We start from the raw sequence: 16,316 nt of genomic DNA on the forward strand, positions 1-16,316 counted from the left end.
CTTCTCCTCTCTGTTTCTCCCTATATTTCTTTATTGTTGTGACGAGTCAGCTTGGATAAACCGGCTATACATGGCATCCATAATATGCTGAAGCTCGGAGTGCAATGGCTGGATGACAGGAATGTGATCCAGGTTGCGCATCATGCCCAGAATAATGGCACGTCGCGGTGTGAATTCCATCATTTCCTGTCTCAGGATGGCGATGGTCTCCAGCGCGTCATTGCGTAATTGCCCTGGAGGCATATCAGAAGTGATGATATCCTTCATTTGTTTGATGATATGAATGGGGTGACGCATCATTGTCGAATCTGTATCTGAATCGCTGCTCCATGCTGGCCAATGTTCCAAAGGAACCAGAGGGGCGGGGCGTTGATCGAGCAATCCGCGAGCTGCATAATCAATCGTTTGCAGCATGTTGCTTGCCATCTTGGATACGGTAAGGGAAGGCATTTCCGTAAACCAGATTTTGACGTAGGAGAGGAACAGACCATGCGTGAGCATGATAAGGTCTATGGTATAGGGTTCAATCTCCGGTCCGTACAGATCCTCCAGTTTGTCCTTAAACCAGTGCAGGGTACGGATCTCCAGATCCTTGTTTTTCGGTTTGCACTTTTCCTTGCGATGCTGCTCTTCATCCATCATCATGCTGCGCATTTGCACGCGTAAAAATTCCTTCAGCTCGGATACATGGACAAGCAGTGTTTCAATCTGTTTGTGCAGACGTTCTCTCGAAGTGAGCCCAGCTTCATGTTCAATCTGGGACATTTCGTCCATGAGCGTGAATATGCAGTATTCCATCGTGCTGGCCTCTAATTCCTCTTTGGATTTGAACATGAGGTAGAGGCTTCCTTTTGACATCCCACATATCTCTGCAATCTCCTGCATGGAGGTTGCAGCACTGCCTTTGGCTGAGAACAGCTTGAGTGCTGTGGTAATAATGAGCTTTTTCTTCTCATTCATTTCATGGATAGGGTTCATTAACGATACATCCACCTCACCTGCGGAACTTACGAGTTCTTGAATTGACTTTAGGGTCAAACCAAGTATAAACGATAAAGACAACGGAATTCAAATGGGAGAAAAATGGAAAAAGAAGAGGCGTAATATGAGGGGATTGGAGCATTTTTCCTATAACATGTAGACGCCATAAAGGTTATATAATGAGCGACGAATGTTCATTGCAATATGTATGATAAGTATGAGTACTCAGGTTAGTTAGGGCGAGCAAGCTGAATAGGATGAGTTCAAAATAGTCTATATCAGGCTCCGCCCTTAAAGACGTAAATGGCTAGAAGGATGATGGCTACAAGAGCAAACAAATAAAAGGCTCCGACAGCGATCAGAAAGAAGTAACCGGTAAAAGAACCCATGCGCGCGAACAATTTCTTCATCATCACGACATCCTTTCTTACGTAACAGAGTGTGAGGAGGTTTCCTTTTATATCATATCCCAAAAAGACGACTTCCTGAACGAAGTCGTCTTTATTAATAATTAAATATTATAAAAAATATAATGAAGGTATTTACGTAATCAGTTTCAATCCGATTGCCGCCACCAAAATCATGGCAATAAACAGTAGCCGCTTGGTTTCCTTCCGCTCACCGAACAGGAACATCCCTGTTAACGTACTGCCTACCGTACCAATTCCAGTCCACACCGCATACGCGGTACCCATGGGAATAGACATCATCGCATAGGATAGTAGGGAGAAGCTGAATACGAACGATACAAGCATGAGCACGATATAAGGCCAGCCCTTCCGGGAAGAAGCACCATTAATGCCGATGACGCCAAAAATTTCACATATGCCTGCACCCACAATTGCCATCCAAGCCATTATGCTTCACCTCCTTTTGCCGATTGTTGATCCGTGACCAATTTCAGTCCGACCACACCACATAGCAAAAGACCGATTAGCAAAACTTTGGCGAGTGAGAATGCTTCACCAAATAGCAGCATTTCAGTCAGTACCGTACCTGCAGTACCAATCCCCGTAAATACGGCATATACCGTACCCACAGGCAATCTTTTGGAAGCAGCGATGATTAATCCAAAACTGAGGATGATGGCTAGGGCCGTCAAAGCCCACTCCCAAACATTGGAGGCGTGTTTCAGCCCACTTACCCATACAATCTCAATGAGTCCTCCGATAAATACATATAACCAGTTGCGGTTCATGATGATGAATCTCCTTTCGGCACAACGGGCTGTGCCTCTTGTTTCAGATGATGAATGCCATGCCAGTAGACTGGCCAGGAAGCTTCAATCCGTCTTCGGTATCGACGTGAACTTCCATAAATAATCTCAACTGTGATGCCATCGAGAAAAGTCATATAAGTAATCGCAGCTTGTTCTGCTGGAACAGCCTGTAGTTCTCCCCTGCGCGTCGCTCCTTGCAGCATTCGTGTCAGTGACCGCTCCATACCGTCCAGGAACGGATAAACGAGATCCATCACTTCGCTATATAGCGAAAGCGGCGGGAAGTAACACATACGCAGCATAAAGCGGGCAGAGGCATTACAGTTATACTCCTGCTCAAACCATATCAGTAAACCCTTCAACCTTTGTTCCAGTGGCAGATCGGCGTGATCACGAAAATATTCCAGCGTTCGACGCTGAACATCCTTAAACGCATGCGCAAGGGTTTGCAAAAACAGGTCATCCTTGCCGCTAAAATGTGCATATATGGACGGTTTTTTAATCCCGACTTCGTCAGCAATTGCTCTTAAGGAGGCTCCTTCATATCCATCTCTTGCAAAATGGAACAGGGCTGCATCCCGAATCAAATGTGCAGTCATTATTCTCACCTTCCTAACGGTCGTTAGGTAACCTATATTTTCACACTTTATATTCCCTGTCAAGCCACAAAAAACGCCTGCACGATAGTGTACAGGCGGGTTTATGCTAGAGATTTTATTTTCAATTAGAAGGTCGTTAAACCCAAAATCAGCTGCAGCTTATATACGATTTCTTTCAAAAATGTAGTCTTCTCCTGAAATTCATCCAAGTCCAGGGTGAACTCGGCATCTTCATTATTCCATATCCGGTCAAAATAATTCGCGACATCATGAGTGAATGAGTTGTCTGGTGGGGCAGCAACCCAGAGGTCATTTTCCAGATTATAATCATTCATGTTTCTGGGGGTGAAGTTGGTCGATCCTCCAAGGACGATATGATCCCCGGTAGCTTTGGCAATATACATCATCTTGGTATGATACTGCTCCTTGGTAGTGTTATACCAGCGAATTTGGATTTTGCCATCTGATTTATCATGTAACTCAGCAGCTACAGGACGATTGGGAATACCAGTCTTCTCCTGACCAAAGGCATTTTCATTCGGGTCGAGTACAAGCCGTATCTCGGTTCCCCGTTTTGAGGCTTCGAGCAGGGCGTCCAATACTTTGGGGGAAGCAATGTAGAACATGCCCATCCACAAGGTGTCCCCTTTTGCCGATTGATTGATCTCATGGAGCACCGCGTCATTCACTTTGCCCTCCGTTAGATAACGAATTCGCAAATCTCCCTTATTCGGATCTGTAGAAGGAGCTGTATAGGAAGGAAGTTTTCCCCCGCCTGAGAAATTCAGCACAGCCTGTTCCGACTCAAGGATATCGCCGATGATCGGTCCAGTTATTTCAAAAGCGATGTTTGAATGGTAGGCACTGGCATCATGAATATTACCCGAAGAGACGATGGCCGTTTTTTCACTGACCACCACTTTACGGTGATTGGCTTTCACATTGAGCAACTTAAGGTAGGAACGCACAGTGACATCCGGTCCGTCGGTTGCCATCAGGTTCGGAATCCATCCCTTCCCGGATTGGCCAAACCATTGGAAGAAGGTTCGCCAGACCGCGGAGTACACGGGAGTGGAATCGCGTAAAGGGTCTACATCTGTGATCACTACATGAATTCCAGCCTGTTTCATCTGCTCTAGCAGTGGATTGGGTGCAGAGTTATAGTTGGTGTTCACTTCATCCGTAATGAACCAGATATCCATGTCCGGGTTCTGATTTTTTTTGGCGACGAGTGTTTCCGTGAACTCAGTGCTGACGGGTGGAAAACTCTGACCTTTGTGCTGGTAGTTATTGAATAAAAACATATCAACGACGACGAACTGTTCCGCGTCTTCAACGATCTGTTGCATGCGCTGGAAGATCTGCTGTTCGTGCTCCATCTGTCCGTCAGCAGAGGGGTAAGTCAAATCATGCAGAAATTGCACCTGATCCACACGGTATTCACGACTTTCATAGGAAACGCCGGCTGGTAAAGGTTTATAGGTCTGGTAGAGCATGACGGCGATGAGCCATAGAACCAGTAGTACGAGACCTGTTCGTATGTATGGAAATTTGCCGCGTGAAGACTTGCGGCCTGATGTCTGGCGGCGATAATAAGAAAACAACAATAACTCCCCTTTCTGAACTTGCTGACTTCTATTACCACCCGGATGACAACATTGAAGCAGTGCAAAACCAATTCGATCGATTCAATCGACATGCATATGAGCGTTGTGTATAATGAGTGTATTATTTTTGTGGAATGTTCGGATTTGCATATACCTGACAAGGGCGGGATAAGGATTCGTTTAACCTATGAAAGTCCGGCTATTTCAGGAAAGAAAGTAGGTAATAAGGTGTATTCCATCAAACAAGTCGCTGCCATGCTGGGTATTCCGACGGTAACGCTCCGGGCTTGGGAGAATCGGTACAGTGCGGTCACCCCTGAGCGGACGGAATCGGGTTATCGCTTGTACACGGAAGAGAACGTTGCAGATCTGCGCTGGTTGAAAGAGCAAGTGGAGCAGCACCAGACCAATATTTCGGAAGCGGTACGCATGTTGAAGGTGAACAAAAGCAGTTCACAGGAAGCTGCTGCAGTGCCTACGTCATTTACGCCACCAGTACCCACGATGGAAGAAGCATATGTACGTATAGCCGATCAGATCTACGACTCGTTATACAACTTTCAGGGCGAACGGGCCAATGGTTTGATTGATTTTGGCTTCACCATGTACGGATATGATTCAATGTTTTATCATGTGCTGGTGCCAATTCTCGTTCGTGTTGGGGATGCGTGGGAGCAGGGCAGGGCTTCGGTCGCTCAAGAACATTTTATGACTCAATTGATTTCTCAGCGCTTTTATCAGTTTTTCCATCTGTTCCCGATCTATCCGCATCTGCCCAAAGTTCTAGCCTTGTGCCCGGAAGGGGAGCATCATCAGGTTGGCTTATTGTTGTTCTCCCTGTTTATGCGTAAAAATGGTGCAGAAGTGCTCTATCTCGGAGCTAACACACCTGAAGAAGGAATATATCCAATTATCCGGGAGCAGAAAATTCGGTTGATTTGTCTTTCGATTACCAGTTCAGAACTGCTTGAACGGTGTGATCAACTCATAGGACGAATTTTGGACGAGTTCCCTGATATGCGCTTTGTACTTGGAGGGAAGGGCTATGAGCGTGCAGAGAACGCACGTTATCCGCAGTGGATTATGCCCGGAGATTCAGCGGATTGGCAATCATGGATGGAACGTGAGTATTTTGTTGAACATTCGCCTGGGCGAAGATAACGGATTCGTATCTTTTTGAAAATGTATTTTAAAATAAAATGTATAGGTTTAGATATACAGGACATCCTTTGACGCAAGAGCGCGGAGGGTGTTTTTTTGCTTTCTAAAATATCTTAATAAAGAATTTGACCAGCGGGTCATTTTTTGATTTAATAGGTTGTATAATATTTGTACTACATTTGTATAATGTTTTTGCGTTTACCCGCTTGAACAGTTCAAGGGCGGTTTAATAATAGGTTAGAGACTATAGTACTAGAGATAGTTCTTAACATAGGAAAGGTGAGTGGCATGATACCGAATCAGCAACGTAAACGTGCAGCAGTCATTGGTGCAGGTCCGGGTGGACTTGCAGCAGCGATGTTATTGTCCGGCCAGGGGTACGAAGTAGATGTATATGAGAAACAGCCAGTCATCGGGGGACGTTCTTCCAGACTGGAGCTGGGCGAATATCGGTTCGACCGGGGTGCGACGTTTTTGATGATGCCTCAGCTGATTGAAGAGATGTTCGATGTTGTGGGACGCCAATTATCCGACTATGTGGAGATGAAAGAGCTAACTCCGCTATATGCACTGAACTTTGGCGATAAGGTGTTTAAGCCTTCCCGTAACCGTGAAGATACAGCCGCACAGATTAAGGAGCTTTTCCCCGGCAACGAGGACAATTACCTTCGATTCATGCAGGAAGAGGAAGTGAAGTTTGGCAAAGTTATGCCTTTGCTGCGCAGACCTTTCGGCAAGTTGGCGGATTATTTGCGAAGAGATGCCATGACAGCTCTGCCAAAACTCGATATTAACAATACGGTCTATGGCATTCTGTCCCGCTATTTCACGGATGAGCGCTTGCGCTGGGCATTCACGTTCCAATCCAAATACCTTGGCATGTCTGCATGGGATTGCCCGGGTACGTTTACGATTCTGTCGTTTATTGAGCACAACTATGGTTTGTTTCACCCTATTGGCGGCGTCAATCGCGTATTTCAAGCTATGGCTGATGTCGTTGAAGAATATGGAGGACGAATACATACATCCTGTCCGGTCAAACAGGTCATTGTTCGCAATGGTCGTGCAGAAGGCGTATTGCTTGAAAATGGCGAACGCATTGAAGCAGATCATGTCGTCGTTAATGCGGACTTTGCGCATGCCGTGAACCATCTGTTTGAACCTGGCGTACTTAAGAAATATACACCGGAGAAAATGAAGCGTAAAAAATTCTCTTGCTCCACAGCCATGCTGTATCTGGGTGTGGACGGTGAAGTGGATTTACCGCATCATTCCATCTATTTTCCCGAGGACTATCGACTGAACGTCGACGAGATTACGAAGCATAAAGTGCTGTCTGCGGATCCATCCCTCTATATTCATAACCCTTCCAGACTCGATCCGACGCTCGCACCGGAAGGAAAATCTGCATTATATGTTCTCATGCCTACGCCGAACCTTACCGGAGACATCGATTGGGAGGTAGAACGGGAGAATGTGCGGGAGGCGATGATGAAGCGGATGGAATTGATTCCTGAGTTGTCAGACATCCGCAGTCGTATTGAAGAATCCATGATGTTTACACCGCTGGATTGGCAAAATGAACTCGACGTGTACCGTGGAGCAACATTTAATATGGCTCATAATCTTGGGCAGATGATGTACCTGCGGCCGCATAACCAGTTTGAAGAGTTGAAAAGGGTGTGGCTGGTAGGTGGTGGAACACATCCGGGCAGTGGATTGCCGACCATCTTTGAATCAGCTCGAATCAGCGTGAAGCTGATCCAGGAAGAGGACGCTCGCAAGCGCTCAAAACCATCCTCGTATGTGAAAACGGCGGAAGCAGGAGGCCATTCATGAAACGGGCAGCCATTGTAGGTGCAGGTATTGGCGGACTGACTTCAGCGTTGCTTCTGAATCGACAGGGTTGGGACGTAACCGTATATGAACGGGGTTCCAGAGTTGGTGGTCGTATCGGCTATGAGCAGGAAGGGGACTATCGGATCGATCAAGGCCCGACCATCGTACTTCTGCCTGAGATGCTGCTTGGCATTTTGGAGGAAGCAGGGGTGGATCGTTCGAAGATTGAGCTGCTGCGTTGTGATCCATTGTACAGGGTGCATTATAGCAGCGGTCGTGTGATGACCAAAATGACGGCACGTGAACAGCAGGCCGAAGAGATTGAACGTCTCTTCCCTGGAGAAAGTCAGGGATTCTCAAAATTTATGAAAGATATGGACACGCTGTTTCCTGCGGGACGGGCTGCGTTTCTGGAACGGGCTTTTCCGCGAAAAAGGGATTTCTTCACTCCGTCTCTGATGTCCTTGATGGGCCGATTACGCGCACACAAGAGTGTACGGAAGGCTGTAGGTGATTATTTTCAGCATGAGGAACTATTGGATGCATATTCGCTGCAAAGTCTTTATATTGGCGGATCTCCCTTCGGTACGCCGGGAATTTACTCCCTGCTTCCTTATGCAGAGCACGAATATGGCATCTGGATGGTGAAAGGTGGCTATGCTGCATTACCTACCATACTGGAACAGGAACTGATATCACGTGGTGGTCGCATCGTATTAAACACCGAAGTGACGGGACTGAATATTAAAAATGGTGTATGCGAAGGTATAGAAACCGCCGCAGGCGCAGAAAATGTGGATGCAGTTATCTACAATGGCGATTTCCCCCATCTGTCGGGTCTGCTTGGTCAGACGCCTGATGGTTCACGCAAACGAAAGCCATATCGTCCCTCATCGGGATGTGTGTTGATCTACGCGGGTGTAGACAAAACGTGGGATGATGCAACGACGCATCAGTTTTTCCTGCCTCCAAGTCTGGACGGCAGTTTGCGGGAAGTGTTCGACCAGCGCCGTATTCCGGCGAAGTCCTCTTTTTATGTATTTAATCCGGCTGCATTGGACGAGACGGCAGCTCCGCCAGGTCAGAGTGTGTTGTACTTCCTCATTCCGGTGCCGGATGCCGATGGTGTCGACTGGTCTCGGGAGAGCGAGGCGCTGGCAGAGCGTGTACTGGAAGAAGCGGAGCAACGCGGATTTCCGGGACTTCGTGAAGCGATTAAGTGGCAAAAAATACGTACACCCGCTGACGCTGAGCGTGACGGGATGTATGGCGGCGGCAGCTTTGGCATCGCACCCGTATTGTTTCAATCCGGTGTATATCGTCCGCAACCGAAGCCGTTCCCGGCAATCCGGGGACTATATGCAGCTGGAGCTTCTGTACATCCGGGAGGCGGGGTTCCTATTGTGATGCAAAGTGCACGGATGGCAGTGAATCTACTCATGAAGGAGATGGAAACATGAATGAAGCGATTTTGAACAAGTGTGAGGAATTAATGCAAAAGGGCTCGTCATCTTTTTATCAAGCCTTCAGAGGTCTGCCCAGCCCACGCCGCGAGGCCGTGTACGTGATCTATGCTTTTTGCCGTATGATCGATGACAGTGTGGATGAGCCGGAGCAGTCGCCCTATACGATTCATGAAATTCGCCATCTATTCAATCTGTTGGAAGAAGCGGAAGGACACTTTATTTGGCCGGCATTACGATGGCTGTTTACAAGTTTCCCTCATCTAGACAAGGGACCTTTTTTTCGTCAAATGGACGGTCAATTAACCGATCTTAAAGTAACGCATTATACATCAATGGAGGAACTGGAGCAGTATTGTTATCTGGTTGCCGGAACCGTGGGCGAGATGTTGCTACCTGTATTGCGGGATGATAACGGTGCAGACGTTGCGATGAACGGGATTGCGCTGGGCAAAGGTATGCAGATCGTCAACATTATCCGTGATGTGGGTGAAGACCGGGCAAGGCTCCGCCGCTATGTTCCGCTGGAGTTGATGGAGAAGCATGGATATTCCGAACAGGATTGGGCTAACGGTGTTGTTGATGAAAGGTTTAAAGCCATTATTCATGAATTAAAAGCAGCTGCCCTGGGCTGGTTCAGTATCGGTATGGACCGTCTGGATACGTATCCAACCGAAAGTGCATTTGCGATTGAGCTGGCAGCAGCCTTTTATTCGACTATTCTGCATGCGGTTGAGCGCAACGACTATGACGTGTATACGAAGCGTGCATTTGTCAGTGATGAACTGAAACTGGAGATGCTGGGTGCCATTGTGAAACGTTATCCAATGCTGGCTTACCATGCCTCCCGCACGGCGGTATCCTGATGGTTCAGGGCCTGTACTGGGCGTGGTATATCATCGGAGCGGTACTGATGCTGACGATCGGTGTTCCGGATGTACTGTCCTTCTCCAACGGATTGTTTCTAATCTTCTATGCACTGTATGTGCTGGATCTGATATATCAAGGACGGAAACGGTCAGGGTTGTCCGACCAGTCAGTCATTTGGATGAAACCTGAACTCTGGGTGGTTTCCTTTATTATATGGCTGGGTGGCATGGGGGTAGAATGGGTCGGCGTGCATACACACTGGCCCTTTGGCGAATATTCGTATTCGGACTTCTTCGGAATCCACCTGTTCAGTGTACCCGTTACATTAGGCTTCGCCTGGATTGCCGTGGTAGGTAACTCGGCTCTGCTCAGTGGCGGTGGATCGACCTGGACTGGCAAGCTGATTCGGGCGGTTAAGACCGGATTTTGGGCTATCGTGCTCGACCTGGTGCTGGACCCGGTTGCGCATGCCAGAGGATTCTGGCAATGGCAAGCTCCAGGTGGATTCTACGGTGTGCCCTGGACCAATTACATAAGCTGGTTTGTAATGGGAGCGTTTCTCTCTTTGTTTCTTCCCGCAATGCCTTCAGATCGAAGCTCATTGCTGCGTGCGAAGTGGTTGTATCAGCTGTTTATTCTTTTGTTTGGGTTGTTAGCTCTCAAAGAAGGAATTACGGGCAGCTTCATCATTGCTATTGTAGGTGTGCTTCTTGCTGAGGGGAGCTGGCTATATGATTCGCGCCGTAAAATCAAAACCGTTTAACCGGATTTTTTCCTTATACAATCATTATTATTTGCTGCGGAGACGTTTTCGCTCATTTACACTATCAGGTTCATTGGACCCGCTGTTACCGAATACGGGTTCACCAATGGAACCGGATCAACCGGTCATCTATTTCATGAACCACAGCTCCTGGTGGGATGGTCTACTGCTCTATCATGCATCGCAGCAGACTTCCCGAGGCGATCATTATGTCATGATGGAAGAAGAGCAGCTGCGACAATATGCCTTTTTCCGTAAACTGGGCGCGTATTCAATCAACAAGGAGGATGCGTCCGGTATTCGAACCTCCTTGCAATATACGACCGAGCTGCTTCACTCCGGCAAAAGGGTCTGGATCTTTCCCCAAGGGGAAATTCTGCATCAGGATGCCAGGCCAATTGAGTTTCGCCCAGGCATTGGTTTGTTGCTACGCCGCTCTCCACGCGCCATAGCTGTACCTGTGACTTTGTGTCATGGCATGGTTCAGCATGATTTGCCGGAGGTATCGATGCAGGTGGGTACGCCTTTGATAGAAGAATGGAAGGCATGGAAGAGTGAAGAGATTGCGACCAGATTGAGCAGGGTGCTGGAGAAGCAGTTGAATGATCATAAATCAGAGCTGGTACGCATCGGGCAGGGGAGTTTTCCGGGTGCTTTTCCACTGATTCGGCATGTGCGTTCAACAAGTGAAAAATACGATGCGGCACGAAAGCGGGTGAACCGTTAGCGATGAGTGCATCTGAAATAGGTTGGATCATACTGACTTGTGTATTGGGCGTTCAGTTGATGTTTGCAATATGGAACGTCTCCTGTCTGCCCAAAGTACGTTCATTCAACGCAGATGAATTGAAAGACAAGGATATCCTGGTATCTGTGCTAATTCCTGCCCGCAACGAGAAACTGCACATTCAAAGATGTGTGGAAAGTGTGCTTGCCAGCGATACATCCGGATTCCAGATGGAAGTACTGGTGCTGGATGATCGCTCCGAAGATGAGACCGCAGCCATAGTTCAGTCGATTGCCGATCATGATCCACGTGTACGCCTGCTGCATGGTGTGGAGCTTCCCGCAGGCTGGATGGGGAAATCTCATGCCTGTCACCGACTGGTGCAGGAGGCCAAGGGTGAATGGTTTATGTTCGTGGATGCCGATGTTCGCTTGGGACCTGAGGCCATCCGGCAGACTATTGCTGCGGGGTGTGAGCAGGGCGGCGGCCTCGTAACGGGATTCCCCTATCAGGTGACGAAGACCTGGATGGAAAAGCTCGTTGTACCCATGATGGTGTTCACCATCATCAGTCATCTCCCCATTTTCATGATACGCAGATCATCTAATCCGATGTTTGTAGCCGCTACAGGGGCGTTTTTGCTCATTCACCGTTCCAGTTATAAGGCCTCGGGTGGACATGCTGCAATCCAGGCTGATCTGGTCGATGACATGAGTCTGGCGAAGGCGGTTAAGCGTGCGGGACATCCCGTTATGCTGGCCGATGTTCATGATGTGACAAATACACGAATGTACCAGAATGGTGCAGAAGTGTGGAACGGCTATAAGAAAAACATGTACGAAGGTATGGGGCGCAAAGATGTGCTGCTGTTAGGCACGATACTGATGTATACACTGATGTATATTGTGCCTCCGCTCGGTCTGATGATCGGTTTGTTGACCGGGAATTCTACTTCCATCATCTATGGTCTTGTGGGGACCGTACTCGGGATGGCAGTTAAAAGGGTATCGGATCACGCTGGAGGACAACCCTGGTGGCTTGCTATCCTGCAACCGATTAGCATGGCCTGTGTCATTGCGATCGGTATCGCTTCCTGGCAGGCAGGCCGTTCCGGCAAGGGGTATGTATGGAAAGGTAGGCGGTACAGTTGAAGGGTAACGTCATTATTATCGGAGCAGGATTTGGAGGTCTATCGTGTGCTATTCGTCTAGCTTCGCAGGGCGTACGGGTCACCATTTTGGAGCGGCAGGAGCGGGTTGGTGGAAAGCTGCAACAGATTGAGCAGGATGGATATCATTTTGACCGAGGACCAAGTACGATCACGATGCCCGCAAGCTTCCGTTCCGTCTTCGATCACGCAGGTGTAGTGATGGAGGATTACGTGCAGTTATACGAGCTGGAACCACGTACACGTAATAGTTTTGCAGATGGGACCGTGGTCGATTTGTCGGGCAATCGAGAGAGGATGAAGGAGCAGATTGCTGCCTACAGCGCAGAAGATGCGGCTCGTTATGATGCATTTATGGATGAGTCTGCTGCGCTGTATGCGGAAGCTAATCGTCATTTTCTTGGAAAGCTACTGTTGTCGCCAAAGGATAAATATAATCTTCGAATGCTGCGCAGTCTGCTGCGCGTACGACCTACAGTGAAGCTGGATAAGCTGCTGCGTTCTTATTTCCAACACCCTCATACCCTTGCGATGTTCGGTCGGTATGCTACCTATGTTGGGTCATCACCATATCAGGCGCCTTCAATCTTTGCCATGATGGGTCATGTGGAAGCAGAAGAGGGCATCTATGGGGTCAAGGGTGGAACCTATCAACTAATAGAAGCAATGACACGGCTTGCACAGGAAAAAGGGGTGCAGATCGTTACTGGCATCGAAGTCCGGCAAATTGTTGTCAGGAATGGCAAAGTAGCAGGTGTGGATACGGATCAGGGCTTCCGGGAAGCTGATCAGGTTGTTGCCAATGGAGATGTGCTCAGCGTCAATCGGCTGCTGCTTGCGCCAGAATATCGCAAACAGATGAGCGATGAGCGAATTCGCAAGTATGAGCCGTCGATTTCGGGGTTCGTGACACTGGCTGGTGTGCGGAGACAGTATGAATCCCTGCTGCACCATACCGTCTTTTTCCCGGAACGGTATGAACCGGAGTTTGATCATATTTTCCGTGACCGAAAAATGCCTGCCGATCCCACGATCTACATCTGTTATTCCGGTTATTCGGAAGCGGGTATGGCTCCAGCGGGAGCCAGCAATCTGTTCATTCTGGTGAACGCTCCGTATTTGTCGGACTCCTGGCATTGGGATGAGCAGATGGATCGTTATGGAGAATTGGTGTTGGAGAAGCTGGCCGAGCGGGGGATTACGGGATTGAAGCAGTCGGATGTCCTGATCCGGTACACGCCACAGCATATAGAACGGGATACCCTCGCCCATCAAGGGTCGATTTACGGCATCTCGTCCAACTCCGTGAAGCAGACCTTCATGCGCCCCGGCAACAAAAGCAAGGATGTACAAGGACTGTGGTACGTGGGTGGCACGACGCATCCGGGCGGCGGAACACCGATTGTGACATTGTCCGGGCAACTTGTTGGAGTGCAGCTTGCATCGGAAATCGTAACGTAAGTTATAGAAGAGATTCATTTAACAGAATGACTTACCCAACCTCCAAATATCTGAGTAGCAAATACGAATTGGACCTCGAAATTCAAGTTATTGTTGGGTTTCGGGGCACCCTTTCCATTGCCGGGCCGGAACGTTATACTGGTAGAGTTGACGCGTTGAGTGTGACTATTATTTATAATATAGATCCAAATCATACCGTTTGTACGTTACATAATAAGAATTAATATTTCTGAGAATCTCTCTGCTGTATCGGGCAAAATCCTGAACGGAACCTAGCCGGAACTGGCAATTATCCTGTCCATCAGCACTATTCTCACATAAGGAGGTCTCATCATGAATGAACAAGAGCGAGCCGGCGAACGGCTGCTTCCCGAGGTGGCTACGGGGGAACGGAAGCTGGAACATGTGCGCCTCTGTCTTGAAGAGAATGTTGCAGGAGAAGGGGTAACCAGCGGAATGGAGCGGTATGCTTTTCGTCATAACCCGTTACCTGAATTGAATTTTGAAGAGGTAAGTCTGGAGACTGCGTTTATTGGTAAAAGGGTGCGCACACCCCTGCTCATCAGTTCGATGACGGGTGGAAGCAAGACAACGGGCGCCATCAATGAGCGCCTAGCCCGTGTGGCGAACGCCCGAGGCTGGGCACTCGGCGTAGGTTCAATTCGGGCTGCCGTGGAACAGCCCGAGCTGGCAACGACCTTTGATATGCGGCGCTGGGCACCGGATATTCCGGTCATCGCGAACCTTGGAGCGGTGCAGCTAAATTACGGCTTCAACACTGCTGATTTCCAGCGGGCTGTTGAGATTGCGGGAGCGGACATGCTTGTGCTTCATCTGAACAGTTTGCAGGAGATTTTTCAGCCGGAGGGAAATACAGACTTTAGCGGATTACTTCAGCGGATCGAGGAGTTGTGCCGTCAATTGGATGTACCTGTTGGCGTGAAAGAAGTGGGTTTTGGCATCGATGGAGTAACGGCACAGCGATTGTACGAAGCAGGTGTGGCCTTTATCGATGTGGCTGGAGCAGGTGGTACAAGCTGGGTGCAGGTCGAGAAGTTCCGGAATTCTAATCCGGTTCGTCGTGCGGCTGCAGAAGCCTTTGCAGATTGGGGTATTCCGACAGCTGAGTGTATTCAGGAAGTGAGAGCGGTAAACCCGGAAGGTGTTCTGATTGGCAGCGGTGGACTGTACTCAGGCGTTGATGCGGCCAAAGCCCTCGCGCTCGGAGCCGATCTCGCTGGATTTGGACGATCTCTGCTCGAATCCGCGGTTGCTTCCGATGATGCGCTGAATGAGCGGCTGGAACAGGTTGAATTCGAGCTGCGTACCGTGATGTTTGGTATTGGTGCAGGACAGATCGAGGATTTGAAGCAGACGTCACGTCTGGTGGAACGGCGTTGACTCGATTTGGTTATATGTGAGCTGAGCTAACGAATTGGATGCATTTTATTATGTGCATTTGCTTGGGATGAATAGACTAACGAACCTTAGACACGCTATTCCTGCAAACCGTATGATGTGACATGCAAAATGAGGGTATAAAGCGTATGTGGTTCGTTACCCCGCCAATTCTGTGCAATTAAGATCTAATAGAACGTGTGTGATTCGTTACAAGTTGATAACTTTAACGTGTTAAAAGTGGCACCCCGTCAGGTCATGGCGTATTGGGGAGCCTCTTTTTGTTGTTAAACCAGGGAAAAAAGGCTACATACATTCTTCTTTCACAGTTATCGTTTCGTTGGTTACAGTTACATAGGAGTTGCCAGACAAGTATTCGGTATAACCGCAAACCGTCTTGTTATAGGTTTCACCACGGCTATCCGTAAATTCCAGATAGATGGATCCTTCACCGGAGAGTCGCAGCTGTGGAGCGAACTTCACTTGTTCACTGCTGGGTACACCTTTCTTTAAGGTGTATATCTTACCCTCTTTGTTTGTATTGGACGAGTCAATGCCGCTGCTCACGCGAGCTGTGATATTTGAAAGATCATAATCGGACTGATTATAAATTGTGATCCTTAAATGTCTAAAGGGGTCCATCGCCTGGTAACCCATAGAAACAACCAACCCAATGAAGAGAATCACTGTAGATAGGATGATTATTTTCCTTTTTGAAAAGGGACGACGCGTATTCATAAGTATTCTGCTCCTTTCTCTTATATAGATATAGACAGAGGGAGGTAACTAAAAGTTGTATAGGAATTTACAGATGAACGTGGGAACAGGGGCTTGAATTGTGGATTGCGCATTAAAATGGATGTTATAATAGGGCCGTTCGGCTCCGGATTTAGAATGAAAGCCTAAAAATAGACCGCTTCCTTTTGCCGAGGGCGGTCTATTTCCGTTTGTTTGTAAGTATCAAGACAATTAGAGTCGCAAATGAAATCATTAGCGTCATTTTGTTGAATAGGATAACATATTTAGATAAGGCTCTAATGTAGTGAATACATCACCAGAA

16 protein-coding genes are annotated in these 16,316 nt (G+C 48.2%); 9 read left to right on the forward strand and 7 right to left on the reverse strand.

The features are described 5' to 3' along the window. Positions 1 to 30 precede the first annotated feature (30 nt). The 6 genes from MHB84_RS15670 to MHB84_RS15695 form a co-directional block, all read right to left on the reverse strand. Complete coding sequence (locus tag MHB84_RS15670; RefSeq protein WP_076287732.1) at positions 31 to 960, reverse strand: TetR/AcrR family transcriptional regulator; 930 nt, start codon at positions 958 to 960, stop codon at positions 31 to 33. Positions 961 to 1,259: 299 nt separating this feature from the next. Next, positions 1,260 to 1,391, reverse strand: coding sequence for a hypothetical protein (locus MHB84_RS15675; RefSeq protein ID WP_256716718.1), 132 nt, complete (start codon positions 1,389 to 1,391; stop codon positions 1,260 to 1,262). Between the two features lie 132 nt (positions 1,392 to 1,523). After that, positions 1,524 to 1,838, reverse strand: a complete 315-nt coding sequence (locus MHB84_RS15680) for a DMT family transporter (protein ID WP_076287566.1) — start codon at positions 1,836 to 1,838, stop codon at positions 1,524 to 1,526. Beyond that, positions 1,838 to 2,179 carry a DMT family transporter gene (locus MHB84_RS15685; RefSeq protein ID WP_024632750.1) on the reverse strand — a complete coding sequence of 114 codons (342 nt, stop codon included), beginning with the start codon at positions 2,177 to 2,179 and terminating at the stop codon, positions 1,838 to 1,840. The genes MHB84_RS15680 and MHB84_RS15685 overlap by 1 nt, the downstream gene beginning before the upstream one ends. Then, complete coding sequence (locus MHB84_RS15690; RefSeq protein ID WP_076287567.1) at positions 2,176 to 2,799, reverse strand: TetR/AcrR family transcriptional regulator; 624 nt, start codon at positions 2,797 to 2,799, stop codon at positions 2,176 to 2,178. The genes MHB84_RS15685 and MHB84_RS15690 overlap by 4 nt, the downstream gene beginning before the upstream one ends. 125 nt (positions 2,800 to 2,924) lie before the next feature. Then, positions 2,925 to 4,403 carry a phospholipase D family protein gene (locus tag MHB84_RS15695; protein ID WP_076287568.1) on the reverse strand — a complete coding sequence of 493 codons (1,479 nt, stop codon included), beginning with the start codon at positions 4,401 to 4,403 and terminating at the stop codon, positions 2,925 to 2,927. Between the two features lie 45 nt (positions 4,404 to 4,448). Between MHB84_RS15695 and MHB84_RS15700 the strand changes: the two genes are divergently transcribed. From MHB84_RS15700 to fni, 9 genes are all read left to right on the forward strand, one after another. Continuing rightward, complete coding sequence (locus MHB84_RS15700; protein WP_341143053.1) at positions 4,449 to 5,567, forward strand: MerR family transcriptional regulator; 1,119 nt, start codon at positions 4,449 to 4,451, stop codon at positions 5,565 to 5,567. 288 nt (positions 5,568 to 5,855) lie between these two features. After that, on the forward strand, positions 5,856 to 7,406 hold the full coding sequence (locus MHB84_RS15705; RefSeq protein WP_076287569.1) for a phytoene desaturase family protein: 1,551 nt from the start codon (positions 5,856 to 5,858) through the stop codon (positions 7,404 to 7,406). Then, positions 7,403 to 8,866 (forward strand): phytoene desaturase family protein, encoded by a 1,464-nt coding sequence (locus tag MHB84_RS15710; RefSeq protein WP_076287570.1) that lies wholly within the window; start codon positions 7,403 to 7,405, stop codon positions 8,864 to 8,866. The genes MHB84_RS15705 and MHB84_RS15710 overlap by 4 nt, the downstream gene beginning before the upstream one ends. Then, on the forward strand, positions 8,863 to 9,735 hold the full coding sequence (locus MHB84_RS15715) for a phytoene/squalene synthase family protein (protein ID WP_076287571.1): 873 nt from the start codon (positions 8,863 to 8,865) through the stop codon (positions 9,733 to 9,735). Before MHB84_RS15710 ends, MHB84_RS15715 begins: the two co-directional genes overlap by 4 nt. Beyond that, entirely contained in the window at positions 9,735 to 10,502 is a 768-nt protein-coding gene (locus MHB84_RS15720; protein ID WP_076287572.1) for a carotenoid biosynthesis protein, read from the forward strand. The genes MHB84_RS15715 and MHB84_RS15720 overlap by 1 nt, the downstream gene beginning before the upstream one ends. Continuing rightward, positions 10,471 to 11,229: a lysophospholipid acyltransferase family protein gene (locus MHB84_RS15725; RefSeq protein WP_076287573.1), complete on the forward strand. Its 759-nt coding sequence runs from the start codon at positions 10,471 to 10,473 to the stop codon at positions 11,227 to 11,229. The genes MHB84_RS15720 and MHB84_RS15725 overlap by 32 nt, the downstream gene beginning before the upstream one ends. A gap of 2 nt (positions 11,230 to 11,231) precedes the next feature. Next, positions 11,232 to 12,380, forward strand: coding sequence for a glycosyltransferase (locus MHB84_RS15730; protein WP_076287574.1), 1,149 nt, complete (start codon positions 11,232 to 11,234; stop codon positions 12,378 to 12,380). Next, the gene (locus MHB84_RS15735; protein WP_076287575.1) at positions 12,377 to 13,858 is read left to right on the forward strand and encodes a phytoene desaturase family protein; all 1,482 of its coding nucleotides are present in this window, start codon (positions 12,377 to 12,379) and stop codon (positions 13,856 to 13,858) included. Before MHB84_RS15730 ends, MHB84_RS15735 begins: the two co-directional genes overlap by 4 nt. 333 nt (positions 13,859 to 14,191) lie before the next feature. Continuing rightward, complete coding sequence (fni, locus tag MHB84_RS15740; RefSeq protein ID WP_076287576.1) at positions 14,192 to 15,259, forward strand: type 2 isopentenyl-diphosphate Delta-isomerase; 1,068 nt, start codon at positions 14,192 to 14,194, stop codon at positions 15,257 to 15,259. 303 nt (positions 15,260 to 15,562) lie between these two features. Here the strand turns inward: fni and MHB84_RS15745 are convergent, their stop codons facing one another. Beyond that, positions 15,563 to 15,994 carry a hypothetical protein gene (locus tag MHB84_RS15745; protein WP_076287577.1) on the reverse strand — a complete coding sequence of 144 codons (432 nt, stop codon included), beginning with the start codon at positions 15,992 to 15,994 and terminating at the stop codon, positions 15,563 to 15,565. Positions 15,995 to 16,316 lie beyond the last annotated feature (322 nt).

The sequence above is a fragment of the Paenibacillus sp. FSL F4-0087 genome, from assembly GCF_038020215.1.
In the GTDB taxonomy this organism is placed as follows: domain Bacteria; phylum Bacillota; class Bacilli; order Paenibacillales; family Paenibacillaceae; genus Paenibacillus; species Paenibacillus taichungensis.

Bases quoted from the DNA above. Each gene is read 5' to 3' on its own strand.
- MHB84_RS15670 (WP_076287732.1), bottom strand. From the start codon at position 960: ATGAATGAGAAGAAAAAGCTCATTATTACCACAGCACTCAAGCTGTTC.
- MHB84_RS15675 (WP_256716718.1), bottom strand. From the start codon at position 1,391: ATGAAGAAATTGTTCGCGCGCATGGGTTCTTTTACCGGTTACTTCTTT.
- MHB84_RS15680 (WP_076287566.1), bottom strand. From the start codon at position 1,838: ATGGCTTGGATGGCAATTGTGGGTGCAGGCATATGTGAAATTTTTGGC.
- MHB84_RS15685 (WP_024632750.1), bottom strand. From the start codon at position 2,179: ATGAACCGCAACTGGTTATATGTATTTATCGGAGGACTCATTGAGATT.
- MHB84_RS15690 (WP_076287567.1), bottom strand. From the start codon at position 2,799: ATGACTGCACATTTGATTCGGGATGCAGCCCTGTTCCATTTTGCAAGA.
- MHB84_RS15700 (WP_341143053.1), top strand. From the start codon at position 4,449: ATGACAACATTGAAGCAGTGCAAAACCAATTCGATCGATTCAATCGAC.
- MHB84_RS15705 (WP_076287569.1), top strand. From the start codon at position 5,856: ATGATACCGAATCAGCAACGTAAACGTGCAGCAGTCATTGGTGCAGGT.
- MHB84_RS15710 (WP_076287570.1), top strand. From the start codon at position 7,403: ATGAAACGGGCAGCCATTGTAGGTGCAGGTATTGGCGGACTGACTTCA.
- MHB84_RS15715 (WP_076287571.1), top strand. From the start codon at position 8,863: ATGAATGAAGCGATTTTGAACAAGTGTGAGGAATTAATGCAAAAGGGC.
- MHB84_RS15720 (WP_076287572.1), top strand. From the start codon at position 9,735: ATGGTTCAGGGCCTGTACTGGGCGTGGTATATCATCGGAGCGGTACTG.
- MHB84_RS15725 (WP_076287573.1), top strand. From the start codon at position 10,471: ATGATTCGCGCCGTAAAATCAAAACCGTTTAACCGGATTTTTTCCTTA.
- MHB84_RS15730 (WP_076287574.1), top strand. From the start codon at position 11,232: ATGAGTGCATCTGAAATAGGTTGGATCATACTGACTTGTGTATTGGGC.
- fni (WP_076287576.1), top strand. From the start codon at position 14,192: ATGAATGAACAAGAGCGAGCCGGCGAACGGCTGCTTCCCGAGGTGGCT.
- MHB84_RS15745 (WP_076287577.1), bottom strand. From the start codon at position 15,994: ATGAATACGCGTCGTCCCTTTTCAAAAAGGAAAATAATCATCCTATCT.